Raw genomic sequence first — 25,024 nt, forward strand, 5'->3', positions numbered from 1 at the left:
AGACGTGGTGATTACTGAACCTATGATTTCCCAGGAGATGGAATGATGAACATACCTAATGACATGAACATGGATGACGCGCAGTGGCAACAGCTGATCAGGCAGGTCGCTGAACATTTTAACAACCTGACGATTATGCGCGGATTCCAATATTATAAACAGAAACGCGTCGGACCATTAACCTACACCGAACAAAACGGAATTTTGGCTGAAGTGCAGGGCTCCGATGATTATGAGGTAACCCTGAGCTTACAATCGTTGAATACCAGTCACTGTACCTGTCCGGTTGGTTCTCATTGCAAACATATGATAGCCGTTCTAATGAGTTATGCGGAGCAACTGGGCCGACCCGTACACGGCATTGTGAACGCCCACTCCAGTACGGCACTGAAACAGGCTCCAAAACCTGCTGTTATAGCGACTTCAGGACGTTCGGATTACGCAGCACACGAAGAGGATCTCATCATCCCTGATAATCAGTATAGCCAGATCAAGGAACGTGCAACGGAACTTGCAGAACTTGAAATCACGGAATGGCATGAGCTGTATCGGGCATGCCTGCAACGACTCGGGATAGGTACGCCAAGTACATCATATGTGCAGGCCGCAGCGGACGAACTCTATTCCATTAAACCTAAGCTTTCTGCTGGCATGGACCAGTTATTTGAGCTGCATGTTCAGCTATACCTGATTCGCTTCTGTGTGCCTGGCCGCAATTCAATCACACATACACCGGTGTATCTGAGCTATCCTGCTCAACTTGCCGTGGATGCGCTCCAAAAAGGGTTGGAACAGATCTTTAGCCGTCCGTTGGACCTCTCTGGTCTGAAGGGCACGAAGCTTGAACAGCAGTGGACAAGGCTTGAGGAAACCTCGGCTTACCTGCGTACGCAGATGATATCCGAGACATCGAGCATGCTGTTCTTTACCCCTATTTATCGGCAGCTTTGGTTAAACTGGATCGTGCCAAATCTTCAGGAAAACCAGGAAACGCTGGAGTCAGAGCTGGCGTTTCTACAGGAAATGGAGAATAGCCTGACTGCTGCTTCCAAACCCACCAAACCTGGTGAGAGCGTGCTGAGTGTAGCGAATCTGACGGAAAACGGGAGCGGAGCGCCGATTAAGTCTGTCACTCTGCCCTTGCCGCTGGTATTGGCGCAGAGCTGGATATATTTCCATTTGAGACAAGATGAACAGGCTTGGCAGCGATTAATTAGCGGAAGCTCGGCATACGGCATCCCGCCGGAGCATCTGCTGCATTTTCTTCATGTGCTTGCAGATTCTTCCGACTGGAAACGGCTGGGCGAGTGGTTAGTGCAGCTCGGACCACTGCTGGCGAACCGACGGAACTCCCCTCTGAATGATTACATGCAGTTATGGGACACAGCCATTCATCATCTGCCTGATGTAGAGCACCGCATGTGGGATACACTGGTCAGCATGCTGCCTCATTCCCGGCCAGCTTATGAAGAAGCAATGCATTCCCGTGGACAGTGGCGACGGTGGATTGATTTTCAACTGAGCACAGAGACGGAGCCGCTTGAATTCCGGGTAGCGGTGCTACAGCCGATTGAAAAGGATGCACCCGAACTGCTTTTGCCTTTCTACCATCAAGCAGTGGATCGTTATATCGGACACAAAAACAGGGACGGATACAAAGCAGCAGTGAAACTGTTGAAGCGTCTGTCCAAAATTTATAAAAAATTGAAGCAGGAAGAACACTGGGAGCAGTTTATCACCACTTTGGCTGTTCGCAACAGCCGACTGCGCGCCCTGCAGGAAGAGCTTCGGAAAGGTAAGTTGATCTCATGAGCCTAATGCACCCTTACACCGAAACAATTGAGGTCCATGTTGCATTGACAGGATACGGGGATGCCTTGTTCTATGGAGCGCTGAACACCCATCACTTTGTAACGGGACAATCGCTTAAGCAGCGATTATTTGCTTGGCATGCCCCTTCCTTCTACGGAACAGAATTAGAAACAAGACAGATCGAAGAGATTGAACTGGTCGTCCTGCCTGCGGAAGAAGTTATTCCTTTCTTCAGCGAAATGCACACCCTTCTGCACATTGAATGGAAATGGGACGAGCAGGCTGAGCATTTGATCCGGCTGGCCCCGGTACTTGCAGCATCGATTGAGAATCGTAAATACATCCCTAGCTTCACCGCATTTCGTACCGGACAACTGCAATGGACCTGGGACCCGGACAGCTTGAAAAAGCAGGATCGAACCGCTCTTGGCAAAGCTGTGGAACAAACGGATGAGAGCTACGCCGAAGGACTGAGTGCTGCCTATTCGGCTTCCGTATTCCAGCGATGGTACAGCACAGAAGAAGCGGCCACCGATCTGCGGCGCGAGTTCCCGCAGTTGTTTCCACAAAGCGGAACAGCTCCACAAACGGCCGGCATGGATGCCCAATCCTGGCTCGTGTCCATCGGCTGGAAAGCAGATGCAGCCCCATTCCGTCCACTCCTGCAATTGCTAGAGCCAGAAGAAGATGAACCGGCATGGCGGCTGCGGCTGGTATTGCAGAACAAACTGGATGCAGCTGTTCTGGTTCCGGTGCGACTTGATTCACGTGGCCGGCTGGAAGGTGAATGGCCAGACGTATGGACACCGTTCATCCTTGATCGTTCGGCAGGATGGCTTGAGCAACTGCGTGCACATCTGCCCCGAATTCGCCGCGCTATCAGCGGCAGTCGGGATGTGCTCAGTGATCCATTGGGAGATCAGGATGCTTGGCTGTTTCTGACGCAAGACAGCGGGCGACTGCTTGAAGCTGGCTGGCAAGTGCTGCTTCCGGGTTGGTGGGAAGCTGCACGCAAGAAGAAACCCAAGCTACGTGCCAAGGTGAAACCGGAGGAAGGCAGTGAGCGGGGACAGTCTTTCTTTGGACTGGATTCGATCATTCATTTTGACTGGCGTATTGCGATTGGGGATACAGATCTCAGCGAGGAAGAATTCGCTGATCTCGTGGCCCGTAATGAACGGCTGGTCCGCTTCCGTGGAGAATGGGTTCCCCTTGATCCGGCCTTGCTTGAGCAGATCCGCCGGGCCATGGGCGGTGTGGATCAGGAACAGGGGCTATCGTTTCAAGATATTCTGCACCTGCATCTGCTGCATAATGAGCAGCGAGAATATCGCAACCAGAAACGCAAGGAAGGACAGGAAGAGGACGAAGAACAGCCACAGTCCAACGAGAACATTCGACTTGAGGTGGAACTGAACGAACACCTGAACCGGGTCATTGCACAGCTTGGCGGTGGGCAAGGCGGCGCTCCTTCCCTGCCTATTCCTGCAGGGTTGCATGCTGAGCTGCGTTCTTATCAAAAGGAAGGTTTCGCATGGCTTGGATTCCTGCGGAGATTCGGTCTCGGTGCTTGTCTTGCGGATGACATGGGACTGGGAAAAACGATACAATTCATTACGTATTTACTTCATCTCAAAGAGCATGAGCAGCGCTTGCCTGGGCAAGCCCCTGCCCTTCTCGTCTGCCCCACTTCCGTATTAGGGAACTGGCAGAAGGAGATCAGTCGCTTCGCGCCTTCAATTAACGTCAGTTTGCACTACGGAGCACGAAGACTGACCGGAGAAGAGTTCCGGGAACAGACTGAACAGGTAGATATCATCATTACCTCATATGCAACAGCTACTCTGGATCAGGAGATGTTGCAGTCATATACATGGGCATCGATCTGTCTGGATGAGGCGCAAAATATTAAAAATGCCCAAACGAAGCAGTCCATGGCGGTACGCAGCTTCCCGGCAAAACATCGTATTGCACTGACTGGTACGCCGATTGAAAATCGGCTGTCCGAACTGTGGTCCATCTATGATTTTATTAATCCCGGCTATCTGGGCAGCGCACGAGCATTCCAGACTCGCTTTATCAGTGCGATCGAGAAGGATAAGGACGAGCAACGCATGCAGGATTTGCAGCAGTTAGTGAAGCCATTCATGCTGCGCCGCAAGAAAAAAGATCCGAATATTCAACTCGATCTACCGGACAAAAATGAGATGAAAACGTATATTCACCTTACGGGTGAACAAAGTGCACTGTATGATCAGTCCGTTCAGGAACTGATGGACAAAATGAAAGAGCTGGAAGGCATTAAGCGCAAAGGTGCGATTCTCTCTGCCTTAACCCAGCTCAAGCAGTTGTGTGATCACCCTCTGCTGCTGACCAAAGAAGCCTTGCCGGAAACGATCTCCTCGGAAGGCTCTGTAACAGAGCATGACCTGTACAGTCCGCAGGACATGGCCATGCTGATCAGCCGCTCCGCGAAACTGGAACGACTGATGGAACTGGTGCGCGAACTACGGGACGAGGGCGAACGTTGCCTGATTTTCACACAATACATCGGCATGGGGCAGATGCTGCAACAGGTATTGAGACAGGAGTTGCAGGAACCTGTGCTGTATCTGCATGGGGGTACGTCCAAGACAGCCAGGGATCGCATGATTGACGAGTTCCAGTCCCGGACGTTGCCTGCGGCAGAGCAGCCGTCGGTCTTTATTCTGTCCATCAAAGCAGGCGGCGTGGGCTTGAACCTGACCGCAGCGAATCATGTATTCCACTTTGACCGCTGGTGGAACCCTGCCGTGGAAAATCAGGCTACAGACCGCGCCTATCGGATGGGACAGACGAAGGATGTTCAGGTACACAAGTTTATCTCGCTGGGCACACTCGAAGAACGCATTGACGAGATGCTGGAAAGCAAACAGCAGCTCAGCGACAATATTATCACCAGCTCTGAAAACTGGATTACCGAGCTGTCGACGGATGAGCTGAAGGATCTATTCACCCGCCGCCGCGACTGGTCGGGTTAACTCCAGACTAAATTGTTGCAACATATGTAACCTGGTAAATAGTAGAATACAAAAAGAGCGAAGTGTCGGAAATGCATTCCGTCTTCGCTCTTTTTTTACATTCCTAACGCATGTTTCCGATGATGGACGATCTGGAATCCTGCATTTTCTTGATGAAGTTGGTCATCACATCAAAAGCTTCATTGCGTTTATTAGTCATAGACTGCAAACGCAGCATATCCATTTGTTGTGAGTTGCTCAACGCATCGATTTGGCCTTTCAGTTTTTGAGCTTGGGCAGTATCCCCATTCTGATTAGCTACCTGCAATTGTTCGTTCAGCTCTGCAATCGCTTGATTGCGATTTTGAACTTGTTGAATCTGTGCCTGCAATTGGCTATCCAGCAATTTCGTGCGTTCTTGCTGAACCATCATCAAAGCTGTTTCGATGTCCATGCTGCTCAGATCAATAGCTGAGAGAGAAGACCCCACCGGAGTTATCGTAGATACACTTGCTGCAGAAGCAGAAGTTACAACGGATACAGCTGCGATGGCAGCAATAACTGTGGAAGAAATGACTTTGCTTGATTTTTTCATAACGTACACCTCCTTTTATATATGTAGATACCCGCCAGTAACTGGCATCTTTCGACATCATATATCGAAGGTCCTAGATCCTACAACCTAAACTAACGAAGTTGAGACTAAATTGATACAGATTGATGGTTGCTTCAACAGAAAAATGTGGTAATTCCCTAAGGTGAAAAAAGTGATTTGCTGTGCTACAATAGAGGAATTGTGCATTCACAGACAGACATGTGGGTAAAGACTTGAATCTATCCCGATTCATCCATTATTTATCCATGACCATGCTGCCATTCTAGGGAGGTTTATGGAACAATCATGCTCATTATTGGTATCGCCGGAGGAACCGGCTCCGGTAAAACGACGGTAGCTCGCTCCGTCATAGACCGTCTTGGATCAGGCAAAGTGACTTTCATATCCCAAGACAACTATTACAAAGACCAGTCGCAGCTCACCCCTGAGCAACGTCGACTCACCAATTACGATCATCCGTTTGCATTCGATAATGATCTGTTAATTGAGCATCTTACCCTGTTAAAACAAGGACAAACGGCATATGCTCCCGTATATGACTTCACCATAGATAACCGTGCCGCTGATGAAACGGTTGAACTGGCACCGAACCATATCGTAATTGTGGAAGGACTGCATGTCCTGATTGATGAACATCTGCGCGCTCTTCTGGATATCAAGGTCTTTGTTGATACCGATTCCGATGTGCGTATTCTGCGCAGAGTACTGCGGGATATGGAAGAACGCGGCCGTACGATTCAATCCGTGTACAAACAATATCTCGAAACCGTCAAACCGATGCATGATGCTTTTATCGAGCCTTCCAAAAAGTATGCAGACATCATCATTCCCGAAGGTGGACATAATGAAGTCGGCATTCAGATGTTATCCATCCTGACTGAGAAATATCTGACCGGTGAAAATTGGAATGGCGCATAACTTTAACATGATGTTGCTGTATCAGGCGTTTTGCTCTGCTCACATCTGAGTGAGACAAAAACGGGTATCGCTCATACCATATCACCACTAAAATCCAGGTTGCGATTAGCGCAATCTGGATTTTTTGGTTATTTCTATTTTATAATGGACTCCATAGCTGAAAGGAGACATCATAACATGGCTACTTTTGAAGAGTTTATACAGCATGATATCCGCGTTGGTACTGTGGTAGAGGCCGAACCTTTTCCAAAGGCACGCATCCCCGCCATTAAAATGACCATCGATTTTGGCCCACTTGGCCTTAAACGTTCGAGTGCTCAAATTACGAAACGTTACACCCCCGATATGATGATCGGCAAGCAGGTTATTGCAGTAGTCAACTTTCCGCCGCGCCGAATTGCCGGTTTTGTATCCGAAGTACTGGTGCTTGGCGGCGTGCCCGGTGAAGGTGACGTTGTATTGTTAACCCCGGACCAGATATTACCGAACGGAACACCGATTGCCTGATTTTCATCATATCGCTATTCCTGTCTTTGCACCTTAAAGCATTAGGCTATGAATCTTCGGATTCGCGGCCTTTTTTTGCGTTTTTCGAGGTTCCCAGCATAATGAAGCCTACTCACCCTGCTCCATGCTTCTCGACCCTTTCGGAGAAACACCCGTCACTCGCTTAAACATCTTAGAAAATAGTAATGGATCTGTGTACCCCACAGAGTGGGCCACTTCACTAACCGACAGGGCTGAATGCTGCAGCAGTTCAGCTGCACGATTCATCCGATATTCGAGAAAGAAAGCCTGTAATGACTTGCCATACCTCTCCTTAAAAAGCCCTGATAGATATGTGCGATCCAAACCTACCGCTCGGGCAATATCTAGAATTGAAGTTCTCTGACTATACCTGTTCTCGATAAATTGAACGGCTTGCCTGATGTATTCCTCTTTAGTGGACAGAGGCCGTTGCAGCTGCTCTCCTGCGGGAGAAGATGCAATCAGCTCGGCGATCAGCCTGTATAGCAGGCTCTGGTTGAACACATCTCCCCCGGTACGTGTTGATGCTTGAACCATCTTCGTATAGAGACGATCGAATATGTCTGGATCTCTGGCCTCAAATACAGGATGTTCCGGACTGATATGAGCCCGCTGCATGAATGCTTTGGCGTGAACACCTTTGAACCCGAACCAGGAGTAAGTCCATGGCTGCTTCGCATCCGCTTCATAATGAATAAGCGTATCCGGAAGAATAACAAAGCCCTGACCCTGTGTAAGCTCGTATTGCTGATCCGCCATAAACACCGTGCCCCGTCCTTCATGAATGTAATGAACAATATAAGCATCCCGAACACCCGGACCCCAATAATGCGACGGATTACATGCCTGCCAACCGAAAAACAACAGTACCAATTCCATCTGCGTCAAATCCATAGGAACCACGTTTGTTTCGATTAATTTCAACATTTCACACTCCCTCTGTTCATCACCACGGGTAATTATCTCTACTAAAATTATAACAGGTAATTCATTCAATTATTAGCTGTAAGCGAATCCAAAAATGGGATTATGACATGTTTCAGAGAGGTTGAGCCATAGTTATATAAGTCCGATCCGCCTATATTGGAGGTACACCATTTATTCAGGGAGGCTGAACTTGAGATGAACAAAATTACGTTCCTCGGTGCGGGAAGCACCGTTTTTGTCAAAAATGTATTGGGTGACGTCATGATGACCGAAGCACTTCAGGATTTTGAGCTGGCGTTGTTCGATATTGATGCTGAACGCCTAAACGACTCGGAGCGTTTGCTTACTAGTATGGCCCGCTCGCTCGGAAGCCAATGTGCCATTAAAGCTTATACTGACCGCAAGGAAGCACTACGCGGGGCCAAATATGTGATCAATGCCATTCAGGTGGGCGGATATGATCCATGTACCATTACGGATTTTGAGATTCCGAAGAAATATGGATTGCGTCAGACGATTGCCGATACGCTCGGGATTGGCGGGATATTCCGTAATTTGCGGACAATTCCGGTGATGCTCGATTTTGCACGGGATATGCAGGAAGTGTGTCCTGATGCGTGGTTCCTGAACTACACCAACCCGATGGCAGTACTGACAAATGTCATGAACGTGCATGGCGGAATTAAAACCGTAGGTCTGTGTCACAGTGTACAGGTGTGTGTGCCGCATCTGTTTGATGCACTGGGGATTGATCAGACGGGTGTGGTCGCGAAAGTTGCAGGTATCAACCATATGGCCTGGCTGCTTGAAGTAACTCGGGATGGCCAGGATCTGTATCCAGAGATTAAACGTCTGGCGAAAGAAAAGCAGAAAGAGCAGCATGACGACATGGTGCGTTATGAGCTGATGCAGCGCTTTGGATACTATGTAACCGAGTCCTCCGAGCATAATGCCGAATACCATCCTTATTTTATCAAACGAAACTATCCGGAGCTGATCGAACGCTTCAATATTCCGCTGGATGAGTATCCGCGCCGCTGCGTGAACCAGATTGAAGGCTGGAAAGAAATGCGTGAGAAGCTGTTATCCAGCGAAAATATTGAACATACGCGCAGCCGGGAATACGCTTCACATATTATGGAGGCCATGGAGACGGATCGCCCTTACAAAATCGGCGGTAATGTCATGAATAACGGACTGATCACCAACCTTCCTCGTGAAGCCTGTGTTGAGGTGCCTTGTCTTGTTGATGGTTCAGGTATCAGCCCGACGTATATCGGGGACCTGCCTCCGCAGCTTGCAGCATTGAACCGTACGAATATTAACACCCAACTGTTGACCATTGAAGCGGCGATTACAGGCAAAAGAGAACACATCTATCATGCCGCGATGCTTGACCCGCATACAGCTGCCGAGCTGTCCATTGATGATATCGTCTCCATGTGTGATGAACTGATCGAAGCTCATGGCGACTGGTTGCCGAAGTACACGTCATAAGAAGTCCATCGTTTGCAATTCTAAAAGCACTAGTCTCCTCCTCAACAGGGAGAGGCTGGTGCTTTTTTGAGCTTTCATCTTGTTTCCCAGCCTAATCCTGAAGCAGAAAACGATAGCCGATTCCTGGCTCGGTCTGAATAAAACGTGGACGCGTGGGATCTTCCTGCAATTTTTTGCGCAGATGTCCGACATATACCCGCAAGTAATGACTGTCCGACTCATGATGATGTCCTCCCCACACTTGTTGCAGCAGCTGGCGTTGGGTAATAATTTTGCCTGCATGGGTTGCGAGCACTTTCAGCATTTCATACTCGGTTGGTGTTAACTTTACTGATGACCCGTCCAAATCGACCAGTCTCTGGGCCAAATCAATGGTGAGTGGGCCAAAACGCAATACCGGCTCATCCGTAGTTTTGGCCACGTGGCGAAGGGCAACCCGAATACGTGCAACCAACTCTCCCATGCCAAACGGTTTGGTGACATAATCATCCGCCCCGCCATCAAGTGCAGCAATTTTATCCTCTTCGCGATCCTTTGCAGTCAGCACGATGACTGGTACCTGCGACCATTCCCGAATCCGCTGAAGTACATCCATTCCGGACATACCGGGCAAGCCCAGATCAAGCACAATCAGATCAGGATGCACAATACTCGCCTGAATGACCGCTTCTTCGCCGTCGGCGCATTCGTGAATCTCAAATTGGTGTGCCTGAAGCGTAACCTTCAGCAGTTTACGGATTTGTGGTTCATCATCCACAATTAATATGCGCGCGCCTTGCGATCCCGTCATGTCATTCTTCCTCTCCTTGTCCCATATACGGGAATAATGCTTCAGGTTCCTCAATGGGCAAACCAATGCATACCCGCGTGCCGCCTCCCGGATTCGATTCTGCGGTAATCGTACCTCCGTGAACTTCGACGATTCCTCTACAGATGGCAAGCCCAAGTCCCGTACCTGTCACATGCCGTGACGATTCAGATCGATAAAATTTCTCAAACACCCGCTCTCGCTCTGCTTCCGGAATCCCGACACCCGAATCAGCCACCACAATGGTCATTCGTCCATGCCGCTCATCCACCTTCACCGTAATGACGATTTCACTGTCTTCTGGTGAATATTTGATGGCATTGCTGATTACGTTAACCAGAACCTGCTCCAGCAAAACCTCATCCCCGGATACAAACGGCGGCTGATCCGGCAATTCCACCCGAATGCGACGGTGCTGGATAAATTGGTGAACCTGAGTTAGCACAATGCCGATCATGTCGCCCACATCACACCATTTTCTGCGCAGCTGCAACATGCCACTCTCCAACTTCACCATGCCCAGCAAATTGGTTACTAGCCTGTTCATACGCAGCGCTCCATCTCGGATATTGCCTGTCAGTTCTTTTCGATCCTCCGGGGTAAAAAGAGAATCATTCTCCAGCAAACCTGTCGCTGAACCAATGATGGCCGTAAGGGGTGTACGCAGCTCATGGGACACCGAGTCCAGCAAAGCGGTGCGAATTCGCTCCGATTCAGCCGTCACCTGCGCGAGTCTCGCTTCTTCGGCCAGCTTGACACGAGCAATGGCACTTGCTGCCAGCCCGCCACACGCCTCCAGCAAACGCAGCTCTTCCCGCTGCTCCTGAAGATCGCTGGATTCCAGATTCACAGCGAGCACCCCATGGATCTGGTCTTCTGTACGCAACGGCACATACAGACCAGACGATTCCCGCAGGCTGGAGGAGCCTCGTCCAGCGATTTCGCCATTTTTATACACCCATTTGGCAATAGCGACTTCAGCTTCTCCCTCACCCCAGGCTATTGAATCCGAATCCTCCGAAGAGGAGGTAACCTGAAGTTCGCCTTGAACATTGGAAAGATATATTGCCGCCGGAGTTCCAAGTGTCAGTGACACTTGTCTCGCAATGTTGCCGAGTAGAGTGTGCAAATCCGTAACAGCCGTCATCTGACGACTTAAAGCATATAGCGAATTCGTCGTAATCTCGCGTTGTTTTACCACCTCCAGCTGCTGCCGCAGGCGTCCCGCCAGACTCGCCGTTAATACCGCCACTGCCAAATACACAATAAAGGAAAAAATATATCGTAAATCTTCAACCGTAAAACTGAGATACGGAGGAACAAAAAAGAAGTCAAAGGCAACAACGCTAAGACTCGCTGCATATATGGCCGGACCCATTCCCCAGTACACAGCGCTGACCAATACCGGAAAAAGATAAATTAACCCTACGTTAACCAGGTCATCGCTAATCCCTATCGCATGTAGCAGAATGGTTAGCAATGTGATTCCAATGGTTACCCATATATATTTGGGAACACGGTTCAGCTTCAGCCAGACGTCTTCCCCATTATTTCGTTCAGACACAGTACATCTCACATCCCGCTCAGATCATAATCGTAGTCCGCAACGATCAATACGTCCATATGTCTGGATAACCGCACCAGCCTGCTGACCACCGTTCCCTTTCCACGATAGCCGTTCAGCCACCAGACCCGTTTCGCTTGACCAACCACCAACTGCGTTGCTTTTTCCTCAGAAGCTTTACCCGCCAAAATACCAGGTACATCTCGCAGCCTCTGGCTATGATGAATATGAAATTTGCCGCCCAGTCGAACGGTCAGCTGTTCCAGCTCCTCCAACTGGCATTTCACTTCGTTATTCATAACTTGACCTACATGAACATGGTGCACATGCCAGACCGCCTTTAACCGGTAGGCTGTACGAAATCCGCGACGGATCAGCCGCTCCGCATGCTCATCACTGCTTACGCAGACAAAGACCGCCTCCTGTCTGCGCCAGGGACCGCGAAGTGCACTTTTGCGCTCCTGTGATTCGAGGCGTTCATCCACATCATCGGCCAATTCCCGCAGGGCAAGTTCCCGTAAGGCAATCAGATTACCAATGCGAAAAAATTGACCAAGCGCTTGTTCCACCTTGGCTGCTGCATAGATTTTACCTTCCCGCATGCGTTGCCGCAAGGCTTGGGGGGCCACATCGATAAGCTGGACCTCATCTGCCGTTTGCAAAATCTGATCCGGCACGGTCTCTCGGACTCTAATTCCCGTAATATGTTCCACCGCATCGTTCAGACTTTCCAGATGCTGTACATTCACGGTAGTGATGACAGAGATGCCCGCATCCAACAGGATCTGCACATCTTCGTAACGCTTTTGCCGCGTGCTTCCCGGGACATTCGTATGCGCGAGCTCATCCACCAATACCACTTCAGGACATAGACGAAGAATCGCTTCGGTATCCATTTCCTCGAGCTGTACCCCCTGGTATACCCGCTGCTCGCGTGCAATGATGGATAATTGGCCGATCTGTTCCACCGTCTCCACCCGATTATGCGTCTCCAGCAGACCAATCCGTACATCGATGCCTTTGCGGAGCAGATCATTGCCTTCCCGGAGCATCATATACGTTTTTCCCACACCTGGCGCAGCACCGATGTATACCTTGAACTTGCCACGCCGAATCTGACCAATCTGTGCCTTCATCTCCTGCTCACTCAACCTGCGATATGTTGGAGTCTCTGTATCTGGCAATCGGGTCGGAAGTACCCGCTCGCCCTCATGCTGTGCCCGATCGGCGAGCAGAAACAGATCGACACCCCGCATCCTGCGCAGTAAGGAGTTAACAAATGATCCCCGCCACAGCTCCTGCCAGCGACTGTGTCGTGAGTGTCCCATAACAATGCGGGTAATCTGATGCTGGACTGCGTAGCGTGCAAGTGTAGATGGAATGTTACGGCGGTGTAACACAGGCAATTCCTCAAACTGCCCTCCGAATTTCTCCACCAGTTTGATCATGTTGCGACGAAAAACAGTAGCTTCCTTGGTTAGTGGCTGCTTCATATTGCGAAAGGTCACGGCATGCAGATCTCCGTTTAATCTCTTCGCAATCTGCTGTCCCCGCCGAATATAGATGGACCCGTTCCAGTGATATTGGGTGGATACCAAAATGCGTTCCATGATGCCTGTCGTAACCGTAATTCCCATCTCTTCCCGGTGCTCACGCAGTGATTCGTTGACCCCTTCCGCGACAAGTCGGAGAGCCAGTTCACGCAAAATGCCCAAATTGCCATGCCGGAACACCGCTTCACCTTCATGTCCCCGAAGATGTCCCTCGGCAAGGCGGCTTAATACGGTTTCAGGAGTTACATCGATCAGCTTCACTTCATCGGCCAGTTCAAGGGTATCGGCAGGCACAGTATGCTCTGCTGCAATTCCCGTTAGCTGGCGTGCAAGCTCCGTATATCCCTCCAGCTCATACACATTCACCGTTGTAATGACACTGATGTTGTGTCGCAGCAAATACTGAATGTCTTCCAGTCGGGTTGCATGACGCGCCCCTTTTCGGTTTCTATGAGCAAGCCCATCAACGAGCACAACCTCCGGATTACGTGCCAGCAAGGCATCCAGATTCAAATCCTTCATTTCCATGCCATCCTTCCAGCGAGACCAGTGAATGCTTGGAATCCGCTCCAACTCGCCCAGCTGCTCCACGGTCTCCGGTCTTTGCATGGTCGACACAGCGCAGATAACCACATCGATCCCCTGATGGCGTAATGTGTTTCCTTCCCTAAGCATATGATACGTTTTGCCCGAACCGCTGACCGGACCGATATATATCTTCAAGGTGCCCTGCTGCAGCTTCGTGATCATCTTCAAGATGTCTTCCGGGGACTTCCGCTTGAAGCTGTCTTCCATCCTGTTCACTCCCCCAACATAACCTTTACTTAAAATGGAGAAAGCCCCTTCCGAAGCTCGGAAGAAGGCCTGATACGAACAACCAAGGGAAGCTACATTCCCCGTGGATCTAGCTAATAAAATGCCTGTTATTTTAGCTCAGCCGTCAAAGCTTGATTCAGAGCGGTCACATTTACACGCGGCTCACCGAATATGCCCAGCTGTCGCCCTTGTGTATGTTCATCGACGATCTTGGCAAGCTCTTGCTCACCAAGGCCCGTTGTCTGGCTAATCCGGGGAATCTGTGCTTTTGCCGCTTCAGGTGACAGATCGGGGTCAAGACCGGAACCGGAACCTGTCACGAGATCTGCAGGAATTTGCTGCAAGCCCGGATTCTCTTGCATTAGCTGAGCAACCTTTTCCTTCATTTCAACTATATACGCCTCCGAGGCCACAGCGCGATTGGAACCTGCCGAAGCAGTTCCATCATAATTGGCATTCGATGCCCGGGGCTGGAACAGCCCCGGCGATTTTACTTCCTGCGCCAGCAGTGACGAACCGATGGTTTTCCCGCCTTGTGTGATCAGACTGCCGTTCGCCTGATTTGAGAAGAGCAGCTGTGCCACTCCAGTTGTAGCCAGCGGGTAGATAATACCGCAAATCAGCATAAGCACAATAGACAACCGAATGGCGGGCAGTACCTGTTTCATATGAATCACATCCTGATTTGTTATTGTAAAAACTCAACCTATACGTGTTACACTGGTTCACTCCGATTGCAGCACCATCCTACGATCGCTGTTATCCCCAGATTTTTTTTGATTCCCTTTTCCAAGGGATAAAATCCGGGGATAAAGGCGAACACTTCGTTTCTTCAGATTGGTTCTGCACTCTTCGTTGTCGTGTAAATCAAGGCTTCTTTTTAAATACTTAGTTAAATAAGCCCCGACAGTACCAGATCAATCAGCTTAATTCCGATAAACGGTACGATTACACCGCCCACGCCATAGATAAACACATTCCGTCCAAGCAGCCGCTCCGCTGACATGGCCCGATACTTCACACCCCGCATGGCGATTGGGATTAGCAGTGGAATAATAATGGCGTTGAAGATCAGCGCTGACAGAATCGCGGACTGCGGTGAAGCGAGATTCATAATATTGAGTGCCTGAAGCTGCGGCATTGCCAGAATAAACATGGCCGGAATGATGGCGAAATACTTGGCAATATCATTGGATATCGAAAATGTCGTCAGTGCACCGCGGGTAATGAGCAATTGCTTGCCAATGGAGACCACCGACAACAGCTTGGTCGGGTCAGAATCCAGATCGATCATGTTGGCCGCTTCCTTGGCCGCCATGGTGCCCGAATTCATCGCCAGGCCTACATCGGCCTGCGCCAGAGCAGGAGCATCGTTGGTGCCATCGCCGGTCATGGCGACGAGCTTGCCCTCCTGCTGCTCTTTTTTGATCGCAGTAATCTTGTCTTCCGGCTTGGCTTCGGCAATAAAATCATCCACACCCGCTTCCAGCGCAATGGTCGCCGCCGTCAGGGGATTATCCCCTGTACACATGATCGTCTTGATACCCATGGCTCGCATCTCCGCAAACTTCTCTTTCAGCCCCGGCTTCACCGTATCTTTCAAATAGATCACACCATAAATCTGGTCATCAATCGCAACAGCAAGCGGTGTACCCCCAGCCTTTGCAATTCGGTTAGCTATATCCTCCAAATCGCCGGGTATCCGTCCTCCACGGGAGGAAATATGGCGTTTGATTGCATCCACCGCACCTTTGCGAATCTGCTTCCCACCGCTTAGATTCAGACCCGACATGCGGGTCTCTGCGGTGAAGTTCACATGTTCTGCATCTGCATATTCTGTCTCCGCCCAGTTCTCCCCCTGCTTACCAGCCAATTCGACGACCGAGCGTCCCTCTGGTGTCTCATCCACTACGGAAGCTTGCAGCGCAGCCCGGGTCATCTCTTGTGCAGATACGCCCTGAACGGGAATAAACTCCGAGGCCATGCGGTTGCCGTACGTAATTGTTCCGGTTTTGTCCAGAATCAGCGTATCAATATCCCCTGCCGCTTCCACCGCTTTACCCGACATGGCGAGTACGTTGAACTGCGTGACACGGTCCATCCCGGCAATACCAATCGCGGATAACAACCCGCCGATCGTCGTCGGAATCAGACAGACAAGCAACGCGATAAGGGTAGCCAGATCAAGCCGGATGCCCAAATAATTCGCCATTGGCACCATGGTCATGATGACAATCAGAAATATCAGCGTCAACACGGCGAGCAGTGTTGTCAGCGCAATTTCATTCGGCGTTTTCTGGCGCTGTGCACCTTCAACAAGTGAGATCATCCGGTCGAGGAATGACTCCCCCGGATCAGTCTGCACACGCATCACGATATAGTCGGAAGTAACCCGCGTGCCTCCTGTAACGGAGGAAAAGTCACCGCCCGCCTCTTTGATTACGGGAGCCGATTCCCCGGTAATGGCGGACTCGTCGATAGAGGCTAGCCCTTCAATAATCTCACCGTCCGTGGGAATCAGTTCGCCTGCTTCTATACGGACGATATCTCCTTTTTTCAACTGGGTCGAAGACACTTGCTTGATGGTTCCGTCTTTCTGTACCAGCTTCGCAGTGGTGTCCGATTTCGTCTTGCGCAGCGTATCTGCCTGAGCTTTGCCCCGTCCCTCTGCCAGTGCTTCAGCAAAGTTGGCAAACAGCAACGTGAACAACAGGATGAGAAATACCGCGATGTTGTACCCTCGCCCTGCTTCGGATGCAACAAAGAGATCGGGATTGATACATAACAGCAATGTGATGAGTGTGCCGACTTCGACGATAAACATCACCGGATTTTTGATCATGACGACCGGGTTCAGCTTCTTGAAGGCATCCAGAGATGCCTGGAGCAGAATGTCCCGACTTAATGTTTTGGTTCTTTTGGGCGTACCGGGATCCGTCCCCGAACCTCTCGTTCCTTTAACCTGGGTTCTGATGATGCCTCTGTCTAATCCTTCCACTGTCTGCTCCTTCTTTCGTTCTACAACATTCATTGTGATAATCCACCTCCGTACTTTACGTCCTTGCTCCTATTCCCATATCCGATCACCGTACCGTCCATCATCGGATCATCGCCAAATGTTCTGCAATCGGTCCAAGCGCCAGTGATGGGAAGAACGTCAACGCTCCAACTACCACAATCATCATCACCAGAATGCCTGCAAAAAGAGGCGTGTGTGTACGCAGTGTACCCGTTGTTACGGGAACCACTCGTTTGTTGGCCAGTGATCCCGCAATGGCCAGCATCGCGATCATGGAAATGTATCTTCCAAGCAGCATCACCACACCAATAGCGATGTTGTAAAAGTCCGTATTGGCATTCAGTCCGGCAAACGCCGATCCATTATTGGCAGCCCCGGATGCGAAGGCATATAACACCTCGGTCAGACCATGCATGCCTGAATTCGAAATTGAAGCGACAGATTCAGGACTCATGAGCGCCAGCGCGGTCGGAGCCAGAATAATCAAAGGATGAACAAGCAGCGCGATAGATGCGAGCTTCACTTCCTTACCCTCAATTTTTTTACCAAGAAATTCAGGAGTCCGCCCAACCATCAACCCACAGATAAATACAGCCAGAATCACATAGAGCAATCCGTTGAGCAAACCTACCCCTTTACCGCCGAATACGTTGTTGAGCATCATCTCAGCCAGTGCAACCATGCCACCAAGCGGGGTGAGCGACTCATGCATATTGTTCACCGACCCGGTTGTGGCTGCTGTAGTCACCGCTGTGAAAAGCGCCGATTCGGATACTCCAAACCTGACTTCCTTGCCTTCCATATTACCTTGGATTCCCACCGTATCCAGCGCTGGCACACCGCGATATTCCGAAACAAATACCGTGGTCAACATTACGAGGAAAAGTAAACTCATGGCCGCAAACAGCGTCCAGCCCTGCTTCCGGTTGTTCACCATGATGCCGAAGGCGTAAACCAACGCAGTAGGAAGCAGCATCATGCAGACGATATGCACCAGGTTTGACAACGCTGTGGGGTTCTCAAATGGATGCGCGGCATTGGTTCCGAACCAGCCTCCACCATTGGTACCCAAGTGTTTGATCGACTCCAGCGAAGCGACCAACCCGCGGCTAATCGTCTGCTGTGCCCCGTCCAGTGTGGTTGCGTTCACCGCTCCCGCCAGTGTCTGCGGCACACCCTGGAATACGAGGAACAACGCCACAATGAAGCTCAGCGGCAAAAAGATTCTCGTAATCGACCGTACCACGTCGACGTAGAAGTTCCCCAGTTCATCCCGGCGGCCTACCAGGCCGCGAATGAATGCAATAGCGACCGCGAAGCCTGTAGCCGCTGAGGTGAACATCGGAAACGTCACGGCCAGCATCTGTGATAGATACGACAGTGCGTTCTCGCCCGTGTAAGACTGCCAGTTCGTGTTGGTCATGAACGATGCAGCTGTATTAAAGGCCTGTGCCGCAGGCATATTGCCAATGCCATCCGGGTTGAGCGGCAAATACTTTTGCAGCCGCAGCACCAGAAACATCAATAACAGCATGACGAAGTTTGAGATGAGTACGGCTGACAGGTACTTTTTCCAACCCATCGACTCGTTCTCCTTCACCCCCATCAATCGATACAGCAATCGCTCAGGCCCACCAAATATCCGATCCAGTCCTGTTCGTTTGCCGTCAAACACCTTCACCAGATAACTCCCCACTGGCTTCACCAGTAGTATGATGATCAGCAGCGTCACCGCCACTTGTAATAAACCGCTACTCATATCCGCATTTCCTCCCTAAAATCGACGATCCGAGTGCTTCTGGTTTCGTGCCCCAAGCAACCATCAGAATTTCTCCGGCCTCACTAGCACGTAACCAAGATAGACTACCAGTGCGAGCACAATCATGCCGATGACGATCATACGGCTTCTCCCCTTTCACGCCCTATACAATCATGCTTTCTCACAAAATTTCACAAATCCCCAGAACACCACAAACAACAGCACAACCAGCCCAATTATCGTTGCATCATTCACCATGTGCTCCCCTCCCTCTCTCTACCGTTCTTGCAACCTTCTACATATGAAATCGTAATACGAAACGCTGTAAAAAGGGGGTAAAGAAATACCCGCCAGGGTGTAAAAAAAGCGTAAAAAAGACCCGTTCCCCTCAGCGATCAGCTGAAGGAAACGGGTCTATGTATGTTGGGTGCCCTTTATCCAAACGGATTCTGGGCCCATTGCAGCAGTCTCTTCCGGGTAATTTTCCCGTGTGACGTATGTTGAATAACTTGGCCACCGTCCAGCAGCAGGACTTGAGGCGATTCATGGTGAACCTCGGTATCTTCCGCAATGCGGCGGGAAAGCGAGCGGCTTTCGATGACTTTGACGATCCGGTACTCCATCTTTTGTGCGGGATCTGATGCATTCGAGCCCACAAAGGCCATAAACTCCCTGTATGCTCTCGCACTGACTGGACAAGTCGTACTGTGTTTCAGAAGTAGCACCGGATGATCCTGGGACCGCTCAAGTACCTCTTCCCATTCCTCCTGCTTATACAATTCCTTGACATGTTCACTCAGCATATCATCCAGCCCCGAGCCTGCACGTTTGCTAACGACAGATCCAACCACGACGCCCAATGCCACACCAAAGGCAACCCCCAGGGCGATCTGGTTTGTTGCCACACCAATACTCGTTCCAATGGCAATACCTACCCCAAGCCATAGAGTTTGAGGATTCACTTTTGTGCCCATGGAGATCATCCTCCTTGAAGATATTTATAAAAAAATATTAACTTTAATGTAGGAACAGTCACTCATTTGCCTGTATAAAATGCCTATGGTAACATAAGAATAGACAACATGGAGAGGTAAAATCCTCTCACGGCGCGCGTCTGTTCAGATGCAGAGCAAATCCCACCACAGGCGTTCAACCTGGTTTAACGGTGGGTTTTTGTTTATGACTTCATTATGGTAATGCCCACCCGTTGTCTACCGAAAATTATACCATAGGCGCCTATTCAGGCGCTTTTATATTCCTCATCGAAGGGTCCACTTTTGTGATACACTGAGTGTAATTTGGCAACGATGAACATGAAGAACTGATGGGAAAGGCGGAAATTCGTTATGGCATATGCTTTTATGATCGAACCGCAGTATTATACCGCTTTGGAGAACGAAGACGAGTTGATTGAGAAGTGCCAGGAATGGGGCTTGCTTTCGGAAAAAGCAACGAAGGTCAAAACGTTCTATTATAAAGGGAATGGGTTGAATATGCCTTGCACCATCATTGGCTTTGTCGATCATATGGCAGCAGTCATTCAATTGGACAATGATCAGAAACACTGTATTCATCCTTCTTATCTGAAAGAAATGCAGGCGTCCAGCTATAATGTAAAAAGTTCGGTTGGAGCAGGCACGGCAAAAGACAAATCTAATGAACCAGTCGTTACAACCAACTTAGAAGAGATCCCTAGCTCTGATGCTGCACAAGATCCTGTTGCTGCCTATTCGGATAAGATTCCATCCGGTATGAGTGACTTTGATTCCGAACTGGATGTGGACACGGATGACGATGATACCTCCTCCGAACTAAAAGGCGACCCTGATGGTCTGGTGGAAGAGTATGTTGGACCCGCAAACGGGGCCACAAGCAGCGCTGCTAAACCAAAGGCAAAAACCGCAGGTAAAGCCAAATCGATCAAGATTGATCTGCCGGAGGGTAAAGTGAAAATGTCCGCTGTTGTAAAGGAATTTACGACCGTGCCGAACCACTTCTCCGACAATGATGATGAAGTCATTATCTATGAAGCCGTTACGATCACCGAGCCCGAAGTTATCGACGTTGGCGAAGCCTGGTCCAGTCACAGTGCCACGATCAAGAAGCAGGAGCTTGAGGTTGGTGATGTGCTTACTTTTGAAGCAAAGATTATCAAGAAGAAACTGACCAGAAATCCTGTTCCTTACAAGATCAATAACCCATCCAAAATTCAGAAAGAGGTCTAATTTTCAGATTAGCAAGTATATACTCCTTGCAGGAGTCACAAAAAACCTCCAGACACGTTGCTCATGTCTTGGAGGTTTTTTTGCTTTACCTATATGGCAGAGACACTACTCTCAATTTACTGATGGTTAGCTGCGACACAGCTGATCTGGAACTGAACGCCAAATTTATCGATAACCATACCGTAGGCTGGACTCCAAAATGTTTCCTGGATCGGCATTTTCACTTCGCCACCGTCTTGCAGCTGGTTGAAAATTGCTTTGGCTTCATCGGCAGTATCTGTGTTTACCGTGACATTCACATGATTACCCACAATATAAGGCATACCAGGGAATGTATCGGATAACATCAATACAGAACTTCCAATCTGCAAGGAAGCATGCATGATGCGGTCTTTCGCTTCGGGAGGTACGGGGTGATCTGGGTTGGAAGGACCATCGCCAAATGTCTGGAGTGCCAGCACTTCCGCTCCAAATGCCTTTTTATAAAATTCCACTGCTTCACGTCCGTTACCATCTGTTACAAGGTACACATTCAAGCTAATTGCCATTCGTGCTTCATCTCCTTGATATCATGTAATTGAACCATTCCTGCCACTTGCGACAAGAGTATATACGAATAGGTTGTCCATTGACAAGAAGGTATTTCCATAAGCATCTCTAAGAACAAGGCCCTCTCTCCAAAGAGGCCCTGACCACTCTTCATTTAACTCCCAGTGGTGCTGGGACCCAAAGTTCATCCATTGGTAGGATTGTCCTGTAATCCTTATTTTATCCTCGGTGTCTTCGCAAAAAAAAAAAACCACTCTCCCGAATCCTGTCGGTAAAATGGCTGCGGTCGATCCTATGAGGTTAGCGCGTTTTTACGATGCTATCTATTTCACTTTTCAACAAGAGGTATCGGTGAACACTTCTCATGATCGGGACCTTAGTTAGTTTATTCTTGTCTACATAAAGTTTCATCTGATCTTTGGTCAGACCGAGCAAACTCCCTGCTTCAGATACCGTCAATACAACCTCGGGATTCGTAGCATTAAACGTTTTCTTCACTTTCTGGTTCCAGTCCTCGAATACCTGCATAGATCAGTGATCTCCCCTATCCATAGCCAGTCATTTTCCAGGCTGAATAGATCCATTATACCATACTTGTGATGATCGTAACTTAATCCTTATCGAGAACCAATTAATGTTAATGAATTTAGGCTTCGCGACCAAACACCTCGAACTGACTTAATGCCGGGAATGGAGAGGGATCTGACGACTTGATCAGTTCGCTTAACGTTACCCATTCCACGTCCTTCGACTGAATTTCGATCGTTTGTGGTTTATGAGTTTGGATCAAACTGGCCTGCTCGGAGCTGCCATCGGAAAAGGTAAGAGTAACCCGCTCCCAGAAGTTATCGTGGGGAAAATCTGCACGCAAGGTCAGGACTACTTTGTCGATAGACACCGTACGTCCAAAGTTGACTGTAATGGCAGCATCAGCCCGCTGGTTGATCCCCCAAGATTCGTATGGCCACTCGCCATGTGAATCATTGGCGCTGTTGCCATTGATGGCGTTACGTGCTGCAAATACAGACTCTCCACGGGTCTCCACGTTGGCGGAAGCATGAGGAAAACAGCTTTCGTTTCCATGCTGATCATACGGATTCAGCGCTACATTTTTATATGCCTCAATCTCTTCCCGTGTAGCCAACCGAGCACTTAGAACATGCCTGTCACCCGTAAATGACTTTGGTGAATAAGACACTCGTTTCTCTTCAAAAGGAATGACATAACGATACTCCTCACCTGTTAAATAAACGAAAGCCGGATTCATGGAATCCTCCAGCTGGATGATCAGATATACGTTTACATCAGAGCTTCTTAGAATGATGCTGTCCCCTGATTCATAGGCCTGTCTGTACACAAGATTTACTTGTTCACTGTCCGTCCGCGTTTCGAGCACCACACCGTCCACATTTTGAATTTCGAGCGATAAGTTCGTCATCTACATTCTCCATTTCAATTGATATTATTTATAAATTTCTTGATCCGAAAATATGAAAGCGCTTCTCTTTATTATACTTTATCATAATCACGGGACTAGGCACCCCTAAATAATGACTTATTTAATACAAAGACGAGTATATTTCCCAACATAAGAAGTGCAAAAAGAGCCACTTCCTTAAAGTGGCCCCACGATGTAAAAACTAAATGATTGTCTTAAGCCTCTTCCCAGAATCGGCGCAGGTTGCTCATGGCGATTTTGGATGCAGATTTACATTCCTCCATGCCCTCAAACTCAATCGTAATGTTACCATCATAACCGGAGTCTTTAATCAGCCTCACAATTTTGCGGATTGGAATATCCCCTTGCCCCACAATGGCACCGCGCAGGAAGTTGCCGTAAGCGGTTGTGAACCATTCCCCTTCACCCGGATGCTCATCATAAGGGCGGAAATAAAAGTCCTTGAAGTGAACCAGAGAAGCGTACGGCAGATTTTTCATGACCCCGATAATCGGATTCTCATCCACGCACATGAAGTTGCCGATATCGAGTGTCGTTTTGAAGTTGGGACGATCTACGGCATGAAGCACACGCTGCACACGGTCACTGGCCTGCACACTGAAGCCGTGATTCTCAATGGTTGTTGTAATGCCAAACTGTGCAGCATAATCAGCAATGATCTGGCTTCCCTTCACCATCAGCGGCAAATTTTCCTCAAACCAGGCAATGGTCATTTTCTCCTTAGGCAAAGTAAACGCCGTTACGTCATGACGCATATGCTTTACACCCATCCGGTGTACAACATCGACATGTCTTTTGACCCGAGCTATCTCTTCTTCAAAAGCTTCTTCCGTCTCCTGCACGAAATTCGCAGGCATCGAATAGTTGGACAGCTCAATACCCGCAGAAGCAGCCCGCTCCCGAATGGCGTCGGCGAGATCAGGATTGTCCTCCACGGTGTAGCCATACGGAACCATCTCCATATGCTCGCCACCATTTGCGGCAATCCAGTCGATGATATCCAGAACCGTCATTTCACCCGAATTCAGATCGTTCAACAAGCTATACGTACTCAGGCCCACTTTCATCTGCTCAGCTCCCTATCGGTATTGTTGGATAAATTTAACCGCTTTGCGAATGTCCTGTTCCGGCTGGTCGCCTACCTCGCGTTCAATCGTCAGATAACCTTTGTAGCCAATATCCCGAAGGGCTGCAAAGTATGCGTCAAAATCCACACTGCCCTCGCCCAGCGGTACCTCACGGAAGAATGTTCCGGAAGAGACCATTTCGGCAATTTTCTCATGATCCATAGGCGCATATCCCACTGCACCGTATACGTCCCTCGGGTCTACTTCCTTCAGGCGCACACCATCTTTCACATGGGTATGCACAATATAATCCTTGAGCAGATGAACACCTCGTGCAGGGTCATCTCCGGTAACCATCACCATGTTTGCCGGGTCAAAATTCACCGAAACTCCGTTAGTCGACAGGGTATCCAGAAACCCTTTCAGGTCTGCTGCCGTTTCTGGTCCCGTCTCAATCGCGAAGTAGGCTCCTGCGCTTTTGGCATATTGGCCCAGTTCCTCACATGCGGCATGCAGTGTGGCATACACTTCGGAGGAGGGATCGTGCGGAACAATACCGATATGTGTTGTGACGATATTTGTACCTAGATCCAGAGCAAGATCCACGATGCGCTTGGACTTCTCTACTTTCCACGGATTATCTTCCTTGACCTGGAACCCGTGACCGCCCAAATCGCCAACCAGGGCAGAAATTTCAAGACCAAGAGAATCGATATAACTTCTTAACTCCTTGCGAGCTGTCGGAGAGAGGTTCTCAGGGTCCATCTCTCCATGGACTGCATAGATCTGTACGCCTTCTGCACCTACATCCTTCGCTTTGCTTAATCCTTCACGTACACCTACACCGAAGCTATCCACGATAACGCCAATCTTGTTTGTTAATTTCATGCCATACCCTCCCGTTAAAT

General features: G+C 49.4%; 21 protein-coding genes. 6 read left to right on the forward strand and 15 right to left on the reverse strand.

The genetic code is table 11. The annotated features are described in order from the left end of the window. The first annotated feature begins 45 nt into the window (after positions 1 to 45). Together CS562_RS29615 and CS562_RS29620 are read left to right on the forward strand one after the other, a co-directional pair. Positions 46 to 1,812: an SWIM zinc finger family protein gene (locus tag CS562_RS29615; protein ID WP_180287247.1), complete on the forward strand. Its 1,767-nt coding sequence runs from the start codon at positions 46 to 48 to the stop codon at positions 1,810 to 1,812. 5 nt (positions 1,813 to 1,817) lie between these two features. Further along, positions 1,818 to 4,832, forward strand: coding sequence for a DEAD/DEAH box helicase (locus CS562_RS29620; protein WP_099859146.1), 3,015 nt, complete (start codon positions 1,818 to 1,820; stop codon positions 4,830 to 4,832). 103 nt (positions 4,833 to 4,935) lie between these two features. Here the strand turns inward: CS562_RS29620 and CS562_RS29625 are convergent, their stop codons facing one another. Continuing rightward, positions 4,936 to 5,406 carry a hypothetical protein gene (locus CS562_RS29625; protein WP_076291941.1) on the reverse strand — a complete coding sequence of 157 codons (471 nt, stop codon included), beginning with the start codon at positions 5,404 to 5,406 and terminating at the stop codon, positions 4,936 to 4,938. Between the two features lie 306 nt (positions 5,407 to 5,712). Here CS562_RS29625 and udk point away from each other — a divergent pair, with 306 nt between their 5' ends. Further along, complete coding sequence (gene udk / locus CS562_RS29630; protein ID WP_076291942.1) at positions 5,713 to 6,345, forward strand: uridine kinase; 633 nt, start codon at positions 5,713 to 5,715, stop codon at positions 6,343 to 6,345. Positions 6,346 to 6,522: 177 nt separating this feature from the next. Next, positions 6,523 to 6,852 (forward strand): chaperone CsaA, encoded by a 330-nt coding sequence (csaA, locus tag CS562_RS29635; protein ID WP_099859147.1) that lies wholly within the window; start codon positions 6,523 to 6,525, stop codon positions 6,850 to 6,852. Positions 6,853 to 6,960: 108 nt separating this feature from the next. Here the strand turns inward: csaA and CS562_RS29640 are convergent, their stop codons facing one another. Further along, entirely contained in the window at positions 6,961 to 7,800 is an 840-nt protein-coding gene (locus tag CS562_RS29640) for an AraC family transcriptional regulator (RefSeq protein WP_257219646.1), read from the reverse strand. A 195-nt stretch (positions 7,801 to 7,995) separates the two neighbouring features. Here CS562_RS29640 and melA point away from each other — a divergent pair, with 195 nt between their 5' ends. Beyond that, positions 7,996 to 9,297, forward strand: coding sequence for an alpha-glucosidase/alpha-galactosidase (gene melA, locus CS562_RS29645; protein ID WP_076291944.1), 1,302 nt, complete (start codon positions 7,996 to 7,998; stop codon positions 9,295 to 9,297). A gap of 91 nt (positions 9,298 to 9,388) precedes the next feature. Here the strand turns inward: melA and CS562_RS29650 are convergent, their stop codons facing one another. The 8 genes from CS562_RS29650 to ytxJ all read right to left on the reverse strand — a co-directional run bounded on the left by CS562_RS29650 (position 9,389) and on the right by ytxJ (position 19,790). Continuing rightward, a complete protein-coding gene (locus CS562_RS29650) occupies positions 9,389 to 10,087 on the reverse strand; it encodes a response regulator (RefSeq protein ID WP_099859148.1) in 699 nt (232 codons plus the stop codon). A gap of 1 nt (position 10,088) precedes the next feature. Then, positions 10,089 to 11,669, reverse strand: coding sequence for an ATP-binding protein (locus CS562_RS29655; protein ID WP_099859149.1), 1,581 nt, complete (start codon positions 11,667 to 11,669; stop codon positions 10,089 to 10,091). A gap of 8 nt (positions 11,670 to 11,677) precedes the next feature. Then, complete coding sequence (locus tag CS562_RS29660) at positions 11,678 to 14,017, reverse strand: histidine kinase (protein ID WP_099859150.1); 2,340 nt, start codon at positions 14,015 to 14,017, stop codon at positions 11,678 to 11,680. Positions 14,018 to 14,145: 128 nt separating this feature from the next. Then, entirely contained in the window at positions 14,146 to 14,706 is a 561-nt protein-coding gene (gene kdpC / locus CS562_RS29665) for a potassium-transporting ATPase subunit KdpC (protein WP_099859151.1), read from the reverse strand. 224 nt (positions 14,707 to 14,930) lie between these two features. Then, entirely contained in the window at positions 14,931 to 17,069 is a 2,139-nt protein-coding gene (kdpB, locus tag CS562_RS29670; protein ID WP_257219647.1) for a potassium-transporting ATPase subunit KdpB, read from the reverse strand. Positions 17,070 to 17,136: 67 nt separating this feature from the next. Then, on the reverse strand, positions 17,137 to 18,816 hold the full coding sequence (gene kdpA / locus CS562_RS29675) for a potassium-transporting ATPase subunit KdpA (protein WP_099859152.1): 1,680 nt from the start codon (positions 18,814 to 18,816) through the stop codon (positions 17,137 to 17,139). Positions 18,817 to 18,879: 63 nt separating this feature from the next. Continuing rightward, positions 18,880 to 18,957 (reverse strand): potassium-transporting ATPase subunit F, encoded by a 78-nt coding sequence (locus tag CS562_RS33875; protein ID WP_072735816.1) that lies wholly within the window; start codon positions 18,955 to 18,957, stop codon positions 18,880 to 18,882. A 293-nt stretch (positions 18,958 to 19,250) separates the two neighbouring features. Further along, complete coding sequence (gene ytxJ / locus CS562_RS29685; protein ID WP_175380905.1) at positions 19,251 to 19,790, reverse strand: bacillithiol system redox-active protein YtxJ; 540 nt, start codon at positions 19,788 to 19,790, stop codon at positions 19,251 to 19,253. Between the two features lie 372 nt (positions 19,791 to 20,162). On the opposite strand from ytxJ, the gene CS562_RS29690 reads away from it, so the two are divergent. Then, on the forward strand, positions 20,163 to 21,041 hold the full coding sequence (locus CS562_RS29690) for a hypothetical protein (RefSeq protein ID WP_076291949.1): 879 nt from the start codon (positions 20,163 to 20,165) through the stop codon (positions 21,039 to 21,041). Between the two features lie 116 nt (positions 21,042 to 21,157). On the opposite strand, the gene CS562_RS29695 is transcribed toward CS562_RS29690, so the two are convergent. The 5 genes from CS562_RS29695 to CS562_RS29715 form a co-directional block, all read right to left on the reverse strand. Then, complete coding sequence (locus tag CS562_RS29695; protein ID WP_076291950.1) at positions 21,158 to 21,589, reverse strand: VOC family protein; 432 nt, start codon at positions 21,587 to 21,589, stop codon at positions 21,158 to 21,160. A 301-nt stretch (positions 21,590 to 21,890) separates the two neighbouring features. Further along, positions 21,891 to 22,118, reverse strand: a complete 228-nt coding sequence (locus CS562_RS29700; protein ID WP_053782996.1) for a hypothetical protein — start codon at positions 22,116 to 22,118, stop codon at positions 21,891 to 21,893. Positions 22,119 to 22,236: 118 nt separating this feature from the next. Next, a complete protein-coding gene (locus CS562_RS29705; RefSeq protein ID WP_099859153.1) occupies positions 22,237 to 23,028 on the reverse strand; it encodes a carbohydrate-binding protein in 792 nt (263 codons plus the stop codon). Positions 23,029 to 23,243: 215 nt separating this feature from the next. Continuing rightward, positions 23,244 to 24,116, reverse strand: a complete 873-nt coding sequence (locus CS562_RS29710; protein WP_063566455.1) for a sugar phosphate isomerase/epimerase family protein — start codon at positions 24,114 to 24,116, stop codon at positions 23,244 to 23,246. A gap of 12 nt (positions 24,117 to 24,128) precedes the next feature. Further along, positions 24,129 to 25,004, reverse strand: coding sequence for a sugar phosphate isomerase/epimerase family protein (locus tag CS562_RS29715; protein ID WP_063566456.1), 876 nt, complete (start codon positions 25,002 to 25,004; stop codon positions 24,129 to 24,131). Positions 25,005 to 25,024 lie beyond the last annotated feature (20 nt).

Origin of the sequence: Paenibacillus sp. LK1, from assembly GCF_002750415.1 — a bacterium.
Classification (GTDB): Bacteria; Bacillota; Bacilli; order Paenibacillales; family Paenibacillaceae; genus Paenibacillus; species Paenibacillus taichungensis.

Coding starts and splice junctions, on each gene's coding strand:
- kdpC (WP_099859151.1), bottom strand. CDS start 14,706: ATGAAACAGGTACTGCCCGCCATTCGGTTGTCTATTGTGCTTATGCTG.
- ytxJ (WP_175380905.1), bottom strand. CDS start 19,790: ATGGGCACAAAAGTGAATCCTCAAACTCTATGGCTTGGGGTAGGTATT.
- CS562_RS29615 (WP_180287247.1), top strand. CDS start 46: ATGAACATACCTAATGACATGAACATGGATGACGCGCAGTGGCAACAG.
- CS562_RS29710 (WP_063566455.1), bottom strand. CDS start 24,116: ATGAAAGTGGGCCTGAGTACGTATAGCTTGTTGAACGATCTGAATTCG.
- CS562_RS29700 (WP_053782996.1), bottom strand. CDS start 22,118: ATGCAGGTATTCGAGGACTGGAACCAGAAAGTGAAGAAAACGTTTAAT.
- CS562_RS29695 (WP_076291950.1), bottom strand. CDS start 21,589: ATGGCAATTAGCTTGAATGTGTACCTTGTAACAGATGGTAACGGACGT.
- CS562_RS29705 (WP_099859153.1), bottom strand. CDS start 23,028: ATGACGAACTTATCGCTCGAAATTCAAAATGTGGACGGTGTGGTGCTC.
- csaA (WP_099859147.1), top strand. CDS start 6,523: ATGGCTACTTTTGAAGAGTTTATACAGCATGATATCCGCGTTGGTACT.
- CS562_RS29650 (WP_099859148.1), bottom strand. CDS start 10,087: ATGACGGGATCGCAAGGCGCGCGCATATTAATTGTGGATGATGAACCA.
- CS562_RS29620 (WP_099859146.1), top strand. CDS start 1,818: ATGCACCCTTACACCGAAACAATTGAGGTCCATGTTGCATTGACAGGA.
- kdpA (WP_099859152.1), bottom strand. CDS start 18,816: ATGAGTAGCGGTTTATTACAAGTGGCGGTGACGCTGCTGATCATCATA.
- udk (WP_076291942.1), top strand. CDS start 5,713: ATGCTCATTATTGGTATCGCCGGAGGAACCGGCTCCGGTAAAACGACG.
- melA (WP_076291944.1), top strand. CDS start 7,996: ATGAACAAAATTACGTTCCTCGGTGCGGGAAGCACCGTTTTTGTCAAA.
- CS562_RS29625 (WP_076291941.1), bottom strand. CDS start 5,406: ATGAAAAAATCAAGCAAAGTCATTTCTTCCACAGTTATTGCTGCCATC.
- kdpB (WP_257219647.1), bottom strand. CDS start 17,069: ATGAATGTTGTAGAACGAAAGAAGGAGCAGACAGTGGAAGGATTAGAC.
- CS562_RS33875 (WP_072735816.1), bottom strand. CDS start 18,957: ATGATCGTCATCGGCATGATTGTGCTCGCACTGGTAGTCTATCTTGGT.
- CS562_RS29690 (WP_076291949.1), top strand. CDS start 20,163: ATGGCATATGCTTTTATGATCGAACCGCAGTATTATACCGCTTTGGAG.
- CS562_RS29660 (WP_099859150.1), bottom strand. CDS start 14,017: ATGGAAGACAGCTTCAAGCGGAAGTCCCCGGAAGACATCTTGAAGATG.
- CS562_RS29640 (WP_257219646.1), bottom strand. CDS start 7,800: ATGTTGAAATTAATCGAAACAAACGTGGTTCCTATGGATTTGACGCAG.
- CS562_RS29715 (WP_063566456.1), bottom strand. CDS start 25,004: ATGAAATTAACAAACAAGATTGGCGTTATCGTGGATAGCTTCGGTGTA.